This window comes from Microbacterium paraoxydans (genome assembly GCF_018224615.1).
Taxonomy (GTDB): Bacteria; Actinomycetota; Actinomycetes; order Actinomycetales; family Microbacteriaceae; genus Microbacterium; species Microbacterium paraoxydans_B.
In genome coordinates this window covers 81,706-98,747 of sequence record NZ_JAGTUK010000001.1, presented here as the reverse complement: position 1 = coordinate 98,747, position 17,042 = coordinate 81,706, and the positions used below count along the sequence as shown (strand labels likewise).

At 68.4% G+C, this 17,042-nt stretch carries 17 protein-coding genes; 4 read left to right on the top strand and 13 right to left on the bottom strand.

Annotation, left to right across the window (positions count from 1 at the left end):
* Window positions 1-136: 136 nt before the first annotated feature.
* Window positions 137-1,261, bottom strand: a complete 1,125-nt coding sequence (locus KE274_RS16720) for a M24 family metallopeptidase (protein ID WP_211539762.1) — start codon at window positions 1,259-1,261, stop codon at window positions 137-139.
* 47 nt (window positions 1,262-1,308) lie between these two features.
* Window positions 1,309-1,758 carry a DUF1801 domain-containing protein gene (locus tag KE274_RS00465; protein WP_211539760.1) on the bottom strand — a complete coding sequence of 150 codons (450 nt, stop codon included), beginning with the start codon at window positions 1,756-1,758 and terminating at the stop codon, window positions 1,309-1,311.
* A 138-nt stretch (window positions 1,759-1,896) separates the two neighbouring features.
* On the opposite strand from KE274_RS00465, the gene KE274_RS00460 reads away from it, so the two are divergent.
* Entirely contained in the window at window positions 1,897-2,319 is a 423-nt protein-coding gene (locus KE274_RS00460) for an NUDIX hydrolase (protein ID WP_211539758.1), read from the top strand.
* A 16-nt stretch (window positions 2,320-2,335) separates the two neighbouring features.
* Here the strand turns inward: KE274_RS00460 and KE274_RS00455 are convergent, their stop codons facing one another.
* Both KE274_RS00455 and KE274_RS00450 read right to left on the bottom strand, forming a co-directional pair.
* The gene (locus KE274_RS00455) at window positions 2,336-2,818 is read right to left on the bottom strand and encodes an aminoacyl-tRNA deacylase (RefSeq protein WP_307872108.1); all 483 of its coding nucleotides are present in this window, start codon (window positions 2,816-2,818) and stop codon (window positions 2,336-2,338) included.
* Window positions 2,815-3,312, bottom strand: coding sequence for a DNA helicase (locus KE274_RS00450; protein ID WP_211539756.1), 498 nt, complete (start codon window positions 3,310-3,312; stop codon window positions 2,815-2,817). Before KE274_RS00450 ends, KE274_RS00455 begins: the two co-directional genes overlap by 4 nt.
* Window positions 3,313-3,458: 146 nt before the next feature.
* On the opposite strand from KE274_RS00450, the gene KE274_RS00445 reads away from it, so the two are divergent.
* Together KE274_RS00445 and KE274_RS00440 are read left to right on the top strand one after the other, a co-directional pair.
* Entirely contained in the window at window positions 3,459-4,016 is a 558-nt protein-coding gene (locus tag KE274_RS00445; protein ID WP_211539754.1) for a peptidylprolyl isomerase, read from the top strand.
* A gap of 21 nt (window positions 4,017-4,037) precedes the next feature.
* A complete protein-coding gene (locus KE274_RS00440) occupies window positions 4,038-4,928 on the top strand; it encodes a rhomboid family intramembrane serine protease (RefSeq protein ID WP_211539752.1) in 891 nt (296 codons plus the stop codon).
* A gap of 159 nt (window positions 4,929-5,087) precedes the next feature.
* Here the strand turns inward: KE274_RS00440 and KE274_RS00435 are convergent, their stop codons facing one another.
* Genes KE274_RS00435 through KE274_RS00425 form a run of 3 tightly spaced genes read right to left on the bottom strand, consistent with a single transcriptional unit; the run spans window position 5,088 to window position 7,959 of the window.
* Window positions 5,088-6,017 (bottom strand): DUF4097 family beta strand repeat-containing protein, encoded by a 930-nt coding sequence (locus KE274_RS00435; protein ID WP_211539750.1) that lies wholly within the window; start codon window positions 6,015-6,017, stop codon window positions 5,088-5,090.
* Window positions 6,014-6,703: a LuxR C-terminal-related transcriptional regulator gene (locus tag KE274_RS00430; protein WP_211539748.1), complete on the bottom strand. Its 690-nt coding sequence runs from the start codon at window positions 6,701-6,703 to the stop codon at window positions 6,014-6,016. Before KE274_RS00430 ends, KE274_RS00435 begins: the two co-directional genes overlap by 4 nt.
* The gene (locus tag KE274_RS00425) at window positions 6,691-7,959 is read right to left on the bottom strand and encodes a sensor histidine kinase (RefSeq protein ID WP_211539746.1); all 1,269 of its coding nucleotides are present in this window, start codon (window positions 7,957-7,959) and stop codon (window positions 6,691-6,693) included. Before KE274_RS00425 ends, KE274_RS00430 begins: the two co-directional genes overlap by 13 nt.
* Window positions 7,960-8,076: 117 nt before the next feature.
* Here KE274_RS00425 and KE274_RS00420 point away from each other — a divergent pair, with 117 nt between their 5' ends.
* Window positions 8,077-8,787 (top strand): VIT1/CCC1 transporter family protein, encoded by a 711-nt coding sequence (locus KE274_RS00420; RefSeq protein ID WP_211539738.1) that lies wholly within the window; start codon window positions 8,077-8,079, stop codon window positions 8,785-8,787.
* A gap of 61 nt (window positions 8,788-8,848) precedes the next feature.
* Here the strand turns inward: KE274_RS00420 and KE274_RS00415 are convergent, their stop codons facing one another.
* The 6 genes from KE274_RS00415 to dnaN all read right to left on the bottom strand — a co-directional run bounded on the left by KE274_RS00415 (window position 8,849) and on the right by dnaN (window position 16,950).
* A complete protein-coding gene (locus KE274_RS00415) occupies window positions 8,849-9,253 on the bottom strand; it encodes a DUF3566 domain-containing protein (RefSeq protein ID WP_211539736.1) in 405 nt (134 codons plus the stop codon).
* Window positions 9,250-11,808 carry a DNA gyrase subunit A gene (gene gyrA, locus KE274_RS00410; RefSeq protein WP_211539734.1) on the bottom strand — a complete coding sequence of 853 codons (2,559 nt, stop codon included), beginning with the start codon at window positions 11,806-11,808 and terminating at the stop codon, window positions 9,250-9,252. The genes KE274_RS00415 and gyrA overlap by 4 nt, the downstream gene beginning before the upstream one ends.
* 49 nt (window positions 11,809-11,857) lie before the next feature.
* Window positions 11,858-13,939, bottom strand: a complete 2,082-nt coding sequence (gene gyrB / locus KE274_RS00405) for a DNA topoisomerase (ATP-hydrolyzing) subunit B (protein ID WP_211539731.1) — start codon at window positions 13,937-13,939, stop codon at window positions 11,858-11,860.
* 118 nt (window positions 13,940-14,057) lie between these two features.
* A complete protein-coding gene (locus KE274_RS00400; protein WP_211539729.1) occupies window positions 14,058-14,561 on the bottom strand; it encodes a DUF721 domain-containing protein in 504 nt (167 codons plus the stop codon).
* The gene (recF, locus tag KE274_RS00395; protein WP_211539727.1) at window positions 14,554-15,747 is read right to left on the bottom strand and encodes a DNA replication/repair protein RecF; all 1,194 of its coding nucleotides are present in this window, start codon (window positions 15,745-15,747) and stop codon (window positions 14,554-14,556) included. Before recF ends, KE274_RS00400 begins: the two co-directional genes overlap by 8 nt.
* A gap of 60 nt (window positions 15,748-15,807) precedes the next feature.
* The gene (gene dnaN, locus KE274_RS00390; protein WP_211541651.1) at window positions 15,808-16,950 is read right to left on the bottom strand and encodes a DNA polymerase III subunit beta; all 1,143 of its coding nucleotides are present in this window, start codon (window positions 16,948-16,950) and stop codon (window positions 15,808-15,810) included.
* Window positions 16,951-17,042 lie beyond the last annotated feature (92 nt).

Here is a 17,042-nt window from a genome sequence, read left to right as displayed (position 1 = left end):
CCCCCGCCAGATGGAATCAGTGATCGCCGAAGCACTGGGCTCCGGCACTCAGGATGCTAGCCGCGCCGTAATATCGCCAATAGGCGACTTTAGGAGTTCCCCGTGAGGACTTTCGGGGCCGGGACGTGGCCGAAGGTCACGCCGGTGTCGCCGGCGTCAGTGCGTGCGGCGCGAGGTTCAAGCGCTCCGCACCGGCCTCCGTCACCACCACGATGTCCTCGATCCTGGCGCCCCACTGGCCGGGGAAGTAGATGCCCGGCTCGATGCTGAACGCCATGCCGGCCCGCAGCACCAGGTCGTTGCCGGGCGCGATGTAGGGCTCCTCGTGCACCGACACCCCGATCCCGTGGCCCGTGCGATGCAGGAACGCCTCGCCCAGCCCGGCGTCGCCGAGCACCGTGCGCGCGGCCGCGTCGACCTCTGCCGCGGTCGCCCCGGGGCGCACCGCATCGACCGCGGCCTGCTGCGCACGCACGAGCACCGCGATCCGCTCGGCGTCTTCCGCGGCGGGTTCGCCGACCACGTAGGTGCGCGTGCTGTCGGAGTTGTAGCCGCTCGGCACCGCTCCACCGATGTCGACCACCACGATGTCGCCGTCCTCGATCACGCGGTCGGACACCTCGTGGTGCGGGTCGGCGCCGTTGGGTCCGGAGCCGACGATCACGAACTCCACCGTGCGGTGACCCTCGGCGACGATCGCCGCGGCGATGTCGTCCGCCACCTCACGTTCGGTGCGTCCGGCTCGCAGCCACTGCGGCACCTGACGGTGCACGGCGTCGATGGCGGCACCCGCCCGCCGGAGCTCGGCGATCTCCGCAGCGTCCTTGATCATGCGTCCTTCGCGCAGCACCGGGGTCGCCAGTTCGACCCGTACTCCCAGCCGATCGGCGATGGGGACCACGTGGAGTGCGGGCAGGGCATCGGAGACGCCCACCCGCTGCACGGTGCCCGCGGCGTCGGCGACCAGCGCATACGGGTCCTCGCCGTCCACCCAGTCGGCAACCGTCAGACCGAGCTCCCCGGCGGCGGTGCTGCGGATCTTCGCGAGCTCCATGCGCGGCACCACGATGGTCGCGCCACCGCCCGGCGTCAGCACCAGCGCCGTGAGCCGTTCGATGGTGTCGCCCTCGACGCCGACCAGGTACTGCAGATCGGGGCCGGGACCCACGACCACCGCGTCGAGCCCGGCGTCAGCGGCGAGCGCACCCGCCCGGGTGAGTCGGGAGGCGTACACGGCGGCGGGGAACGGGGGAGTGCTCACGGGGTCCACGCTACTGCCGAGAGGTCACCACTGTCTCGGCTTCCGGGTCAGCTGATGGCCTGGCGGAGGCGTTCCGCGAGGAACTCCAGATCCTTCGCCGTCAGGTCGGTCACGGCGTAGGCGGTGGGCCAGACGGTGCCGTCGTCGAGGTTGGAGATCGGCTCGAACCCGAACGTGCCGTAGCGCACCTTGAACTTGCTCGCCGGCTGGAAGAAGCACAGCACCTTGCCGTCGCGGCCCCACGCAGGCATGCCGTAATAGGTGCGCGGAACGAGCTCGGGTGCGACCTCCGACACCAGCCGGTGCAGCTTGTCGGCCAGTTCCTGGTCGTGCCCGTCGAGCTTGCCGATCGCCTCCTTGATGTCGGCCTCACCGGCCGCGCGGAGCTCCTCCGGCGACTTCTTGGCGCGCGACCGGCGCGTGCGGGCCTCCTTCGCGGCGGCCTGCATCGCCTCGCGTTCCTCGGCGGTGAAGTTCTTCTCGTTGTCTGCGGCCATGGTTCCTGTCCTTCCGGTGAAGCTGTTGTCCACAGAATAGGAATCATCCGCGGGCGCGCGCTTCTCGATTCGTGATCGATGCACCCGCGGACGACACCTGGTCGGGGCCGGTGCTTGCCGCCGGATAGGGTGTGAGCCATGGACCTGCGCGTCGCTGCATACGCGGTCGTCACCGACGAGGGTGGCCGCCTGCTCCTGGCGCGCTGGACGGAGGGGCGCCGGGTGGCGTGGACCATGCCGGGCGGCGGGCTCGAGCCCGGAGAGGCCCCGGAAGACGCGGTGCGCCGGGAGCTGCGCGAAGAGACCGGGTATACCGTGCGCGTCGGAGAACTGCTCGGCATCCACTCGCGCGTGATACCGGCCGGGCGAAGAGTGCAGAAGGCGACCGCGCCACTCCACACGCTGCGCATCGTCTACCGCGCCGAGGTGACGGGTGGTCGACTGCGGTTCGAGACGGACGGCTCGACGGACATGGCGGAGTGGTTTCCGCTCAAGGCCGTCGCCGAACTGCAGCGGGTGAAGCTGGTCGACATCGCCATCCGCATGGCGGGGCTCGCCTGAACCGCCCTGATTCCGGTCAGCGCTCTTCCGGCACGGAGATGTCGGCGACGGTCGCCCCGTAGGCGGCGATCAGCTCGTCGGCGTCGACGAACAGGCTGTAACCGTGCGCGCCCGCGCCCATCGCGATGCGCTGTCCGACGATGGACTCGTCGGCGTACACCGGCCAGTCGGTGGTGCTGCCGATCGGGACGATCGTTCCCCGCTCATACCCGGTGGCCGCCAGGGCGAGCTCGGCCTCGGGAAGACGCAGCTTGTTGACCCCGACCAGAGCACGCAGCTTGGGCCAGGAGATCGAGCGACCACCGGGGACCAGCGCGAACAGGTACGTGTCATCGGAGCGCTTGACGACCAGGGTCTTCACGATGCCCGACGGCGGGATGCCGAGGATCTCCGCCGCTTCATGCAGACTGCGTGCTTGCGGCCGCTCCCGGAGCTCGATGTCGAGTCCGCGGGCGGCCGCAGCGTCCCTCACCCGTGCGTGCGGGTCGGGAGTGGTCACGCTTCGGGGGCCGAGAGCGGGTCGTCGGCCACCCAGAGCTCGTCGTCGGCGCGCAGGGCCTGCCAGGCGGCGTAGAGCACACCCACGGCAGCGGCGGCACCGAGCACGATCGCGATGACCGAACCGAGGCCCGGGCCCTTCTTCGGCGCCACGGCCTTGCGGGCCTTGTACTCGACACCCAGACGCTTGGCGTTGGCGACGTCCCATGCGGTGAGCGCCGTGCCGACGACTCCGCCGACGATCGGCACGACCTTGTCGTCGACCACGTGCTTGCCGACCTTCACGCCGCGGTCGACCACGGGGGCGACGCGGCGGTTGTAGGTGTCCTGCACGGCGGGGACGAGCTGCTCCCGGTTGAAGTGGCCGAGCTGACGGCCGGCCTCTCGGGCGACGTCGGCCGCGTGGCCGACGAGCACCTGCTGGTCCTCCCACAGCTGGTTCGCGTCTTTCTGAAGACGACGAAGCTGCTTCTTCCGCTTGCGGCTGAGGCTCACGATGCTCTCCTGTCCATTGGAGTACGGGCTCCCCATCTTGCCACGACACCCTGGACGGCGGGAGGGAATCGCCTGCCCCTTGCATCATCCGTCGAGGGGATGTACACGCCCGACCCGCTCACCGGAAGCTCTGCGAGAATGAGGGCATGGTTCACGCTTCCCATGTCGCAACTCTGCACACCAACCACGGTGACATCGTCATCAACCTCTACGGCGACCACGCCCCGAAGACGGTCAAGAACTTCGTCGGCCTGGCCGACGGCACCCAGGAGTGGACCGACCCGGCCACCGGCAAGCCCGGCGAGGGTCCTCTCTATAAGGACGTCATCTTCCACCGCATCATCCCGAACTTCATGATCCAGGGCGGCGACCCGCTCGGTCAGGGTGTCGGCGGTCCCGGCTACAACTTCGACGACGAGATCAACATGGAGCTCGACTTCAACGAGCCCTACATCCTCGCCATGGCCAACGCGGGCCTGCGTCGCAACGCCATCACCGGCAAGGTCGAGGGCACGAACGGCTCGCAGTTCTTCATCACGACCGACCCGACCCCGTGGCTGCAGGGCAAGCACACGATCTTCGGCGCCGTCGCCGACGACGCGTCGAAGAAGGTCGTCGACGCGATCGCCTCCGTTCCGACCGCAGCGGGCGACCGCCCCATCGAGCCGGTCGTGCTGCAGTCGATCGACATCGTCGCGGCCTGACGAAAGCCACGGCCGATCCGGATGACGACGCCCGAGTTCACGAGCAATCGCGACAACTTCTGCTACCGGCATCCGGATCGGCAGAGCTTCGTGCTCTGCCAGCGGTGTCTGCGCACCATCTGCCCGGAGTGCCAGACACAGGCCGCCGTGGGCGTCATCTGCCCGGAGTGCATGGCGGCCGAACGCAAGAACCGCACTCCCGCCCAGAAGAAGGCCGCCCGACGCTGGGGCGGCCGCGGAAGCACCATGGCGATGACCCGCGGCGGGAAGCCGGTCGTCACCTACGTGCTGCTGGCGATCACCTCCTTCATCGGACTCGTGCAGCTCATCCCGGGGCTCAACGCGCCGATCACGCAGGCGCTGGGGTTCTACGCGCCGTTCCTCTATCCGCACCTCTTCCCGGTGCCGTTCGAGCCGTGGCGCCTGCTGACGGTGCTGTTCGTGCACGGCAGTTTCGTGCATCTGGCGCTCAACATGCTCGCGCTGTGGATGCTCGGCCAGAGCCTCGAGCCGATGCTCGGCCGCGCACGCTACCTTGCGCTGTACCTGATCAGCGGGCTGGGCGGCTCGGTCGCGGTCGCGATCCTCGCCCCGGGGACGTGGACCGTGGGTGCGTCGGGCGCGATCTTCGGCCTTCTCGCCTCGCTGCTGATCATCGGACGCCACATCGGGGCGAACGTGACGGGAATCCTCGTCATCCTCGCGATCAACTTCGCGTTCGGCTTCTTCGCCGGTGGGATCTCGTGGCAGGCCCACCTCGGCGGGGCGATCGTCGGCGCGCTCGTGGCGTTCATCTATACGCGGACCAAGCGCCGCGACCAGCGCGTGTGGCAGATCGTGTTCCTGTCGGCGCTGGTCGTCCTGTTGATCGTCGTGGTGGCGTTCGTGCCTCCGCTGCTCTTTTTGACCTGATCCCGAGTTGTTAACAGGGTTGTTAACCCCTGTGAATAACAACGGTGTAATTCTCCCCATGCTGTGGAGAGAACTGTGGATAACTTTCCGCCGGGTGTGAACGGACACACGGCAAGGGGCCGGTACTCACCGAGTACCGGCCCCTGATCGGTCCGCGCTTCAGCGCCCAGGACGGATGGTCACGTCTCCTGCCGCGAGCGACACGTCGATGGTGCGTCGCGCACTCGACCCCTGGTCGACCGTGGCGTCGAGCGAGCCGGCGCTCACATCCTGGGTGATGCTGTACTCCACGTCCGGCAGCGTCAGGTCGACCGACCCCGCGCTCGCATCCACGGTCGTACGCGTGGGTGCCGAACCGGTCAGCTCCACCGTGAGGTCTCCCGCAGAGATGCCCAGATCCGCCTCGCTCACGGAGTCCAGCACGAGGTCGGCGCGACCGGCGTTCATCTGCACGTCGAGGGTCTCCGCCGAACCCTCCACGTCCAGCGCACCCGCGTTCACGTCGAGCTCGAGGCCGCGGAAGTCCCCCGCGACGTTCAGGCTTCCCGCGTTGAGCGTGAGGTTCGCGTCGAGTCCGGCATCGCGCAGAGTCTCCGGCAACGTCAGCACGGCGACCTCCTCATCCCCGAACCAGTTGCCGAACCACCAGCCGAACACCCCACGCGGACTACGCACGACGAGCTCGTCTCCCTCCCGCTCGAAGGTCCACGCCTGCCCGCGGCCGTTCGTCACGGCCAGTTCGGCGTCCTCCACGTCGCCGAACTCCACGCGCACGCTGCTCGCGTCCGCGTCGAGGTCGATCCCGTCGATGCCGTCCACGCCCAGCGTCTGCACCGAGTCGGGCCGGCTCGACGACACCACGGACCCCGCGGCCGCCGCGGCCGCCGTTCCCCCCGCGCCCAGCAGCGCGAGGCCGCCGACGACCGCGGTGACCACGAGGATCGCCGTCGTCCCGGGCGAACGCCCCGAGCCGCGGTCAGAGATCTCCGAGGTCACCGGCGTGGGCCCGGCCGTGGTCGGCGGTGCCGTGGCGGGGGGAGGGGTGAGCGGGGTGTGGCCGCCCTGTGCGCCCTGGTCTTCGGTGGTCATCGTGCCACTCCTGTCTGTCCGGTCGACGGCGTCGGGCCGCCCGTGTTCTCGATGTGCGCCAGGGCCGCCAGCACGCGACGGTTGCCCGACTCGTCCTGCTCGAAGCCCAGCTTCTGGAAGATGGAGGTGATGTGCTTCTCCACACTCGCCTCGGAGACGAACAGCAGCCCGGCGATCGCCTGGTTCGACTTTCCCTCCGCGATCAGCGCGAGAACCGTGCGCTCGCGCTCCGTGAGACGGAGCATCCGGTCGTCACGGTTGCGCCGGGTGAGCAGCTGCGCCACGACCTCGGGGTCGAGCACAGTCGCCCCGTCCGCGATGCGCTGCACCGAGTCGATGAACTCCGCGACATCGGCCACGCGGTCCTTGAGCAGGTAGCCCAGGGGCCCTCCCTGCGCCGCGATCAGATCCGACGCGTAACGCTCCTCCACGTACTGGGAGAGGACGAGGATCGGCAGCGCCGGATGGGTCGCGCGAAGAGCCAGCGCGGCGCGGATTCCCTCGTCGGTGAACGTCGGGGGGAGCCGGACGTCGAGGATGCAGAGCTCCGGGTCGGTAGACTCCACGGCCTCCGGCACACCGTCGGTGTCGGTGAGGGCCGCCACCACGTCGTGCCCCGCATCTTCGAGAAGACGCACGAGTCCCTCGCGCAGCAGGACCGAGTCCTCGCAGATCAGGATGCGCATGGCACGTTCACCTCCAGGCTGGTCGGGCCGCCGAGCGGGCTGTCCAGGCGGAAGGTCCCGCCCGCGGCAAGGATCCGGTTCGCGATGCCGTCGAGGCCACCGCCCGGCAGCACCTGCGCACCGCCCATGCCGTTGTCCTCCACGCGTGCCCAGAGCACGTTGCCCTCACGCAGTCGCACGGTCACCCGCGCCTCGCTCGCGCGAGAGTGTTTAGCAGCGTTCGTGAGCGACTCCGCGATGGAGAAGTACACGGCGGCCTCTGCCTCGCGACTGCACCGGCCGTCCATCCGCACATCGAGGTGCACAGGAATGTGCGAGCGCCCGGCGAGCGCGGACAGCGCGGCGTCCAGGCCGCGGTCATCGAGCACCGAGGCATGGATGCCCCGTGCGAGCTGTCGCAGCTCGGTGATCGCCGCCTTCGTCGACGTGTGCGCTTCGGAGATGAGTTCCTTCGCGGCGTCGGGATCCGTGTCGATCTTCTGCTGCGCCAGACCCAGGGTCATCCCGACCGACACCAGGCGCGGCTGCACGCCGTCGTGGAGGTCGCGCTCGATGCGGGTGCGCTCGACATCGGCCGCTCGCACGGCGCCTTCGCGCTGCGCCGTCGACGTGCGCACCCGTTCGGTGAGCTCCGTCTCACGACTGCGGGCGACGATCGCGAGCGACAGCGTGCGGTGCAGGAACGCCAGCCCCAGGATGCCCGCCGCAGACGCCGCGACACCCAGGATGCCGATCAGAGGCGCCCACGCCACGGGGATCCCCGCCCCGCCGAACGGCCCGATGATGCTCTCGGCGGAGGTCAGCGGCGCGAACGAGATGACGATCGACCACACAAGACTCCAGAACAGGCGCAGCACGACCCAGCCGAGCAGGGCACTGATCGCGAAGTTCGCGACCGCGCGCCACATGCGCCCGTCGATGGCCTGTCGCCCGAGTGCGCGCAGCCAGCCGACGAAGCCGGGACGGTCGCGCGGCTGCAGTCGCAGCGGCGCGAGCGGAGTGCGGTAGAGCCCGGCCACGCGAGCGACCTCGAACCAGCCCAGGCCGTAGAGCGCGTACACGAGCCCGACGAGCAGGACGATACCGATGCCGGCCACGAACACGAGGCCGAGCCCCGTCCCGAGCAGGGCACCGAGCGTCGTGAAGATCGCGCCGCCCAGGACGCCGATGCCCGCCAAGTGCAGGACCGTGAGGAAGAGGCGCAACGGTGGCTTCGCCGGGGCGGCGGCGGCCGGGGGCGCAGGCTGAGTGGTCATGGTTCCACGGTACGGGGGAGGGTGCGACGCCGGCACCGAGGCAACCGGACACTCCGGTTCGGGTTTTCCCTACCCGCGCTTCGGCCCGCGGCTGCCCTGGTCTGCTTCACTGGGGGCATGACCGCACACGAGGGTGAACCGCACGGCGCCGGCGTGGGTCAGCGCCTCAACTGGTTGCGCGCTGGTGTGCTCGGTGCGAACGACGGGATCGTCTCGGTGGCCTCCCTGGTCGTCGGCGTCGCGGGCGCCACCACCGACAACGCCGCTCTCCTCACGGCGGGTGTCGCGGGGCTCGTGGGCGGGGCGATCTCGATGGCGCTCGGCGAATACGTGTCAGTGAGCAGCCAGCGCGATAGCGAGCGCGCGCTGATCGCGAAGGAGAAGGAAGAGCTGCGCACGATGCCCCGAGAGGAGCTCGCCGAGCTGACCGCGCTGTACCGCAACCGCGGGCTGACGGAGGAGACCGCGCGCCGGGTGGCCGAGGAGCTCACCGCGCACGACGCCCTGTCGGCCCACCTCGAGGTGGAGCTCGGCATCGATCAGGACGATCTGGTCAACCCGTGGCACGCCGCGCTGTCCTCCGCGATCGCCTTCACGCTCGGTGCGCTGCTGCCGCTGCTGGCGATCCTGCTGCCGCCACCGGACTGGCGTGTCCCGGTGACCTTCGTCGCGGTGCTGGTCGCGCTGGCCGCGACCGGCACGATCTCTGCGAAGATCGGCGGGTCCGCGCCGGGCCGAGCGGCGATACGACTCGTGATCGGCGGGGCTCTCGCGCTGGCGGCCACCTGGCTGATCGGCACGCTCCTCGGCACGACGGGCGTCGTCTAGACGGCTCATAGAAACGACGAAGGGCGGGTGCCGCAGCACCCGCCCTTCGTCGCGACGCGCGTCAGTTCGACATGAAGCCGACGAGCAGACCGCCCGTCACCTTCACCGCGAGGTTGTAGATGCCGGCGACCACGGCACCGAGCACCGTGAAGACGATCAGGTTCAGGATCGCGACGACGGCCGCGAACGCCATCACCTGCGGCAGACCGACGACCTCGGACAGCACGAACGCGTTGTCCGTGATGCCCTGGAGGAACTCGTCGGCGGTGGACATGATGCCCGTTGCCTGCAGCACCAGGAAGATGAGGAAGAACGACACCATCGTGACGACGGCGAGAGCGACCGCTCCCAGGAAGGAGAGCTTCACCGCCGACCAGAAGTCGACGTAGACCAGGCGGAGGCGAACCTGCTTGCCACTGGTCTTTCGGGTCGACTTCTTCGCCAGCTTGTCGGCCACTGTGCTCATGCGTCTGTATCCTCGGGTGTCTCAGTCGTCTGGGGGGCCTCGGTGTCGACATCCGGTTCGGCCTCGTCTTCTGCGAGACCACGCTCACCGTTACGGGCGATGGCGAGGATGCGGTCGGCCTCCGTCGTGCGGGCGAACACCACTCCCATGGTGTCTCGACCCTTGGCGGGGACCTCGGCCACGGCAGAGCGTACCACCTTGCCGCTGGACAGAACCACCAAGACCTCGTCGTCCTCGGCGACGATCAGACCACCCGCGAGAGTGCCCCGATCGTCGTTCAGCTTGGCCACCTTGATGCCGGTTCCACCGCGGCCCTGGACCCGGTATTCCTCGACCGCGGTGCGCTTGGCGTAGCCGCCGTCGGTGACCACGAACACGAACTTCCCCGGGGCGGCGACCGAGGCGGACAGCAGGCTGTCCCCGTCGATCTTGAACTTCATCCCGCGCACACCGGCGGTCGCGCGACCCATGGGGCGCAGCGCCTCGTCGGTCGCCTCGAACCGCACCGACATGCCGCGGCGGCTGATGAGGAGGATGTCGTCTTCGGCGTTCACGAGGAGCGCGCTGACGAGCTCGTCCTCCTCGTTGAGCCGGATCGCGATCACACCGCCCTGACGGTTGGTGTCGTACGCGTCGAGGCGGGTCTTCTTCACCAGACCGTCGCGCGTGGCGAGCACGAGGTAGTCGGCCACGGCGTAGTCGCGGATGTCGAGTACCTGCGCGATGCTCTCGTCGGGCTGCAGCGCGAGCAGGTTCGCGACGTGCGTGCCCTTCGCGTCACGCCCGGCCTCCGGCACCTCGTACGTCTTGGCGCGGTAGACGCGGCCCTTGTCGGTGAAGAACAGCAGCCAGTGGTGGGTCGTGGTCACGAAGAAGTGCTCGACGATGTCGTCGGCGCGCAGCTGCGCCCCCTTCACACCCTTGCCGCCGCGGTGCTGCGAGCGGTAGTTGTCGCTGCGCGTGCGCTTGATGTAGCCCTCGCGCGTGACGGTGACGACCATCTCCTCTTCCGCGATGAGGTCTTCCATCGAGACGTCGCCGTCGAATCCGTGCAGGATGTGCGTGCGGCGCTCGTCGCCGAAGCGGTCGACGATCGCGGTGAGCTCTTCGCGGATGATGGTGCGCTGCCGGCCCTCGTCGGCGAGGATCGCCTTGTAGTCGGTGATCTGCGCTTCGAGTTCCGTGGCCTGATCGATGATCTTCTGACGCTCGAGGGCGGCGAGGCGACGCAGCTGCATCTGCAGGATCGCATCGGCCTGGATCTCGTCGATGTCCAGCAGCTTCTGCAGACCCTCGTTCGCGTCCTGCGTGGTCTGCGACCGGCGGATGAGCGCGATGACCTCGTCCAGCGCGTCGAGCGCCTTCAGGTATCCGCGCAGGATGTGCATGCGCTTCTCGGCCTCGTTGAGCCGGAACTGCGTGCGCCGCACGATCACGTCGATCTGGTGGGCGATCCAGTTCGTCACGAAGCCGTCGATCGCGAGAGTGCGCGGAACACCGTCCACGATCGCGAGCATGTTCGCGCCGAAGTTCTCCTGCAGCTGCGTGTGCTTGTACAGGTTGTTCAGCACGACCTTCGCGACCGCATCGCGCTTGAGCACCACGACGAGGCGCTGACCGGTGCGGTCGGAGGACTCGTCGCGGATGTCGGCGATGCCCGTGATCTTGCCGTCGCGCGCGAGGTCACCGATCTTCACCGCGACGTTGTCCGGGTTCACCTGGTACGGCAGCTCGGTGATCACGAGGCACGTGCGGCCCTGGATCTCCTCGACGTTGACGACCGCGCGCATCGTGATCGAGCCGCGACCGGTGCGGTAGGCCTCGTGGATGCCCTTCGTCCCGAGGATCTGCGCCCCGGTCGGGAAGTCCGGGCCGGGGATGCGCTGGATGAGTCCGTCGAGCAGCTCCTCACGCGGAAGGTCGGGGTGGTCGAGCGCCCACAGCGCCGCGTCCGACACCTCGCGCAGGTTGTGCGGCGGGATGTTCGTGGCCATGCCGACCGCGATGCCGACGGAGCCGTTGACGAGCAGGTTCGGGAAGCGCGACGGCAGCACCGTCGGCTCCTGCGTCTGACCGTCGTAGTTGTCCTGGAAGTCGACGGTCTCTTCTTCGATGTCGCGCACCATCTCGAGCGCGAGCGGAGCCATCTTCGTCTCGGTGTATCGCGGGGCGGCGGCACCCATGTTGCCGGGCGAGCCGAAGTTTCCCTGGCCGAGCGCGAGCGGGTACCGCAGCGACCACGGCTGCACCAGGCGCACCAGGGCGTCGTAGATCGCCGAGTCGCCGTGCGGGTGGTACTGCCCCATGACCTCGCCGACGACGCGGGCGCACTTCGAGAACGACTTGTCCGGGCGGAACCCACCGTCGTACATGCCGTAGATCACGCGGCGGTGCACCGGCTTGAGGCCATCGCGCACGTCGGGGAGCGCGCGGCCCACGATCACGGCCATGGCGTAGTCGAGGTAGCTGCGCTGCATCTCCGACTGCAGGTCGACCTGGTCGATCTTGCCGTGGTCGTGGCCCTCGTTGATGTCGGGGCGTTCTTCGTCAGTCATGTGTTCTCTTCAATTTCCGGTCGTTGAGCGAGCGAGGAGGGGCTCGCCGTCAGATGTCGAGGAAGCGGACGTCCTTGGCATTGCGCTGGATGAAGCTGCGGCGGGACTCCACGTCCTCGCCCATCAGCACGCTGAAGATCTCGTCGGCGGCCGCGGCGTCCTCGATGGTCACCTGCCGCAGCGTGCGGGTGGTGTGGTCCATCGTGGTCTCCCACAGCTCCTTGGCGTTCATCTCGCCGAGACCCTTGTAACGCTGGATTCCCGCGTCCTTCGGGATGCGCTTGCCGTTGTCGAGGCCGTACTTCAGCAGGGCGTCGCGCTCGGCGTCGCTGAACACGTACTCGTGCGGTGCGTTCGACCACTTGAGGCGGTAGAGCGGCGGCATCGCGAGGTACACGAAGCCCGCTTCGATGAGTCCGCGCATGTAGCGGAACAGCAGCGTGAGCAGCAGCGTGGTGATGTGCTGGCCGTCGACGTCGGCATCGGCCATCAGCACGATCTTGTGGTACCGCGCCTTCTCGATGTCGAACTCCTCGCCGATGCCCGTGCCGAAGGCCTGGATCATCGCCTGGACTTCCTTGTTACCGAGCGCCTTGTCGAGTCGTGCCCGCTCGACGTTGAGGATCTTGCCGCGCAGCGCGAGGATCGCCTGCGTGTGCGGGTCGCGTCCCTGCACGGCCGAGCCTCCGGCCGAGTCGCCCTCCACCAGGAAGATCTCGCTGATCGACGGGTCCTTGCTGGTGCAGTCCTTGAGCTTGTCGGGCATCGCGGCCGACTCGAAGACGCTCTTGCGGCGCGCGGTCTCGCGCGCCTTGCGGGCGGCGAGGCGTGCGGTCGCGGCATCGATCGCCTTGCGGATCACGTTCTTGGCCTGGTTCGGGTTGCGATCGAACCAGTCGCCGAGCTGGTCTCCGACGACCTTCTGCACGAAGGCCTTGGCTTCCGTGTTGCCCAGCTTGGTCTTGGTCTGACCCTCGAACTGCGGTTCGCCGAGCTTGATCGAGATGACAGCCGTGAGGCCCTCGCGCACGTCGTCGCCGGAGAGGTTGTCGTCCTTCTCCTTGAGCAGATTGTTCGCGCGAGCGTAGCGATTCACGAGCGTGGTGAGCGCGGCCCGGAAGCCCTCCTCATGCGTGCCGCCCTCGTGCGTGTTGATCGTGTTCGCGTAGGTGAACACGTTCTCGGTGTAGGACGTGGTCCACTGCATCGCGACCTCGAGGGAGATCTTGCGCGCGGTGTCCTCCGACTCGAAGGCGATGATCTCGTCGTTGACGACCTCGGCGTGACGCACCTTGTTCAGGTACTCGACGTAGTCGACGAGGCCGCGCTCGTAGAAGAACACGTCGGACGGCTGCTTCGTGACGGCCTGGCCGTCCTCCTCGGTCTCATACGCGGAGTCCGGGCGCTCATCGGACAGCTCGATCCGCAGGCCCTTGTTGAGGAAGGCCATCTGCTGGAAGCGCGTGCGGAGGGTGTCGTAGTCGAACTCGATGGTCTCCTGGAAGATCTCACCGTCCGGCCAGAACGTGATGCTCGTCCCGGTCTCGTCGGTGGCCTCGCCCTTCTCCAGCTTCTGCTGCGGGACTCCGCCGTTCGCGAAGCTGTGCCGCCAGACGAACCCCTTCTGCTTGACCTCCACGTCGAATCGGGTGGAGAGCGCGTTCACCACGGAGGAGCCGACACCGTGGAGACCGCCGGAGACGGCGTAGGCGCCGCCGCCGAACTTACCGCCGGCGTGCAGGATCGTCAGCACCACTTCGACGGTCGACTTCGACGGGTCGGAGGAGTGCGGGTCGACGGGGATGCCGCGGCCGTTGTCGACCACACGGACCCCACCGTCGGCGAGCAGCGTCACGAGGATCGTGTCGGCGTAGCCCGCGAGGGCCTCGTCCACGGAGTTGTCGACGATCTCGTACACGAGGTGGTGCAGTCCGCGCGGGCCGGTGGATCCGATGTACATACCGGGTCGCTTGCGGACGGCCTCGAGACCTTCGAGGATCTGGATCGAGTCGGCGCCGTACTCTCCGGGCTGTTGCGCGGGACGGTTGGCGGACCGGTCGGCGGTTCCCTCGGGTGCGGGGGTTCCCCCGGTGTTCGATTCCGTCTCGTCAGCGGGGGATTCAGGCGTCATCAGAGGGCATTCTCCAGATCGATAGCTCGAACTCCCATTCTAGCCGGGTTTCAAGTCGAAATGCCGCTCAACGGCCGCGTGTGGCCCTCTGAGCGTTTCGGACCCCTTGCATGGTGCCCTACCCGTAGGTATCGCGTGGGCCCCGTCCTGGAACGGCTCTGGGACCCCATTTCCAGGAGGGGACGTCCGGTCCGATGAAGCGAAGGTTCTCCACGCCGGCCTCGGGATACCGTCTCCCGATCTCCGTCAGGATCGTCGCGCGCATGAACTGCAGGTTCTTGGCCCAGGCCGTCGAGTCGCACTTCACGGTCAGCAGCCCGCGCTCCAGCGACACCGGTTCCGAGTGCTTCGCGGTGTCGGCGCCCGCGAGATCCGCCCACTGCCGCACCAGGTCCTCCCTGGCGAGCGTGGTCTCCCACCCCGACTCCCGGCTGAGCCGATCGAGGACGTCTCCCAGCGTTCCCGGGTCACGTCCCGGAGTGAACGGAGCGTTGTCGTCGTCGACCGTGATCCGGCGCTTGCGCTTCCAGTTCTTCGCGCTCGGGGTCAGACCGCGCAGCCGGAGATACGTGGCGACCGTTTCCGGTGCCTCGACCACCGCGTCGATGGCGGCGTCACTCATCCGGTGCCTCCCGCTCGTCGGTGATGGTGCCCGCCGCGATCCGCACCACGTGCGCGTGCAGCACCTCGGGGATATCCTCCTCCACCGCCGCCGTGACGACCACCTGCTCGTAGCCCGCGGTGAGCGTGGCGAGGCGCTGCCGACGATCGGCATCGAGCTCGGCGAACACGTCATCGAGGATGAGCACCGGGTCACCCGCGGGCGACTCGCTGCGCAGCAGCTCGGCCGAGGCGAGGCGGAGCGCGAGCGCCACCGACCAGGACTCCCCGTGGGACGCGTAGCCCTTCACCGGCAGGTCGCGCACTCGCAGCACGAGGTCGTCCCGGTGCGGACCGGAGAGCGTGAGGCCGCGATCGAGCTCCTGCGTGCGCTTGGCCGTCAAGGAGGCGCGGAACAACTCGGCTGTGCGAGCGACGTCGATGCGCTGCTCCGTCGCCGTCGACGGCGACTCCCGTTCCTCAGCGTCGTCCTCGTCTTCTGGATTGGCACCCGCCACCGACAGCGCCCACTCCAGTCGCGGACGATGGTCGGCGCCGGCGATCGCGGCGTACGCCTCGGCCACCGGCTGCTGCAGATCTGCGGCAAGGCGCTGGCGAGCGGTGATGATCTCGGCTCCGAGCGCGACCAGCTTGTCGTCCCAGACGTCGAGCGTGCTGAGGGCCTCACCGCGAATCCCTCTCGCCCTGGCCGACTTGAGCAGAGCGTTGCGCTGCTTGAGCACGCGGTCATAGTCCCCCAGCACCGCCGCCATCCGTGGAGTGCGCTGAATCAGCAGCTGATCCGCGAACCGTCGGCGCGCGGAGGGGTCACCGCGGACGATCTGCAGGTCTTCCGGCGCGAACAGCACCACGTGGGCGTACCGCGGCAGCTCGTTCGCCTTCGACGGGGAGCCGTTGATACGCGCCTTGTTGGAGCCCTGCCGGTTCACCTGCACTTCGACGAGCACCCGCCGCTCTCCGTGGGCGAGTCGCGCACGGATCACCGCGAAGTCCTGTCCGTCCCGCACCATCGGTGCGTCCGATGAGACGCGATGCGAACCGAGCGTCGCCAGAAAGACCACGGCTTCGGCGAGATTCGTCTTGCCCTGACCGTTCCTCCCGACGAGCACGTTCGGTCCACGGTGAAGTGCCAGATCAGCGGTCGCGTAATTGCGGAAATCGACCAGATTCAGGTGCTCCACAATCACGGAGCCAGCCTACCTTTCGGGTGGGACATCCTCCCGGTCGGCGGCGGCGCCGCGACGGGATCAGCGCAGCAGCAGATTGGGCTGCAGCAGGTACTTGAACGAGTCGAGTCCGGCCTGGTCCACCGACGTCTGACTCGTGATGAGCACCGGGCTCAGCTTGTTGGCGTTGTCGCTCGACGTGAAGGTGACGCGCACGAACTCGCTCTTCACCGCACCGAGCGCCTCGATCAGGTACTGCGGGTTGAGGCCGAGCGTGACCTCGTCACCGCCGGAGAGGATCGCGTCGACCGACTCGGAGGCGCGCGCGTGCTCGCTGCCGGAGGCGTCCATCGTGACGCCGTCGGTCGAGAACGTGAAGCGCAGCGGGGCGGCGCGGTCGAGCACGAGCGACACACGGCGCACGGCCTCGATCAGGTCCGCGGTGTTGACGACCGCGTAGTGGTCGGTCTGCTCGGGGAACAGCCGGCGCACCGGCGGGAAGTTGCCCTTGATGAGCAGCGACGTCACGGTCTTGTTGCCCGCGGTGAAGGCGATGATCTCCCGATCGCCCGCACCGGAGAACGCGATCTGGATCGTGCCCGCGTGACCGAAGGTCTTGCCGACCTCGAGCAGGGTGCGCGCGGGGACCAGCGCGGAAGCCTCGACCGCCTCACCGTCCCACGGCACGTCCCGCAGCGACACGCGATAGCGGTCGGTGGCGACAAGGCTCAGAGTCTGGCCGGTCACCTCGAGTTGCACACCGGTCAGCACCGGGGTCACATCGTCGCGGGAGGCCGCGAAGCCCACCTGGGCGATCGCAGTACCGAACTCGTCGGCGGGCACGACGCCGGAGGAGCCGGAGACCTCGGGAATCGACGGGTATTCCTCGACCGGCATGGCCGCGAGGGTGAAGCGCGCCGAGCCGCAGGTGACCGCGATACCGCCGTCGTCCTCGACCGCGATCTCGATGGGAGCGTTGGGCAGGCGGCTCGCGATGTCGGAGAGCAGCCGGCCGTGGACCAGGATCGTGCCGGGGGTCTCGACCGTGGCTTCGATGGTCGTCCGGGCAGAGGCTTCGTAGTCGAAAGCGGAGAGCGTGAGTCCGGAGCCGTCGGCCTCGATCAGCACACCAGCGAGGATCGGCTGTGGGTTGCGCTGGGGGAGGAGCTTGACGACGAAGGACACAGCCTCGCTGAAGACATCGCGGTTGACCTGAAACCTCACGGGTGCTCCCTTGTCGTCGTACATGACGGGTCGTCGTCGGGTCCTGCCAGTGCAGGGCTTCCCATGCTAGCCCTACAGTCCCGCGGTTCCCT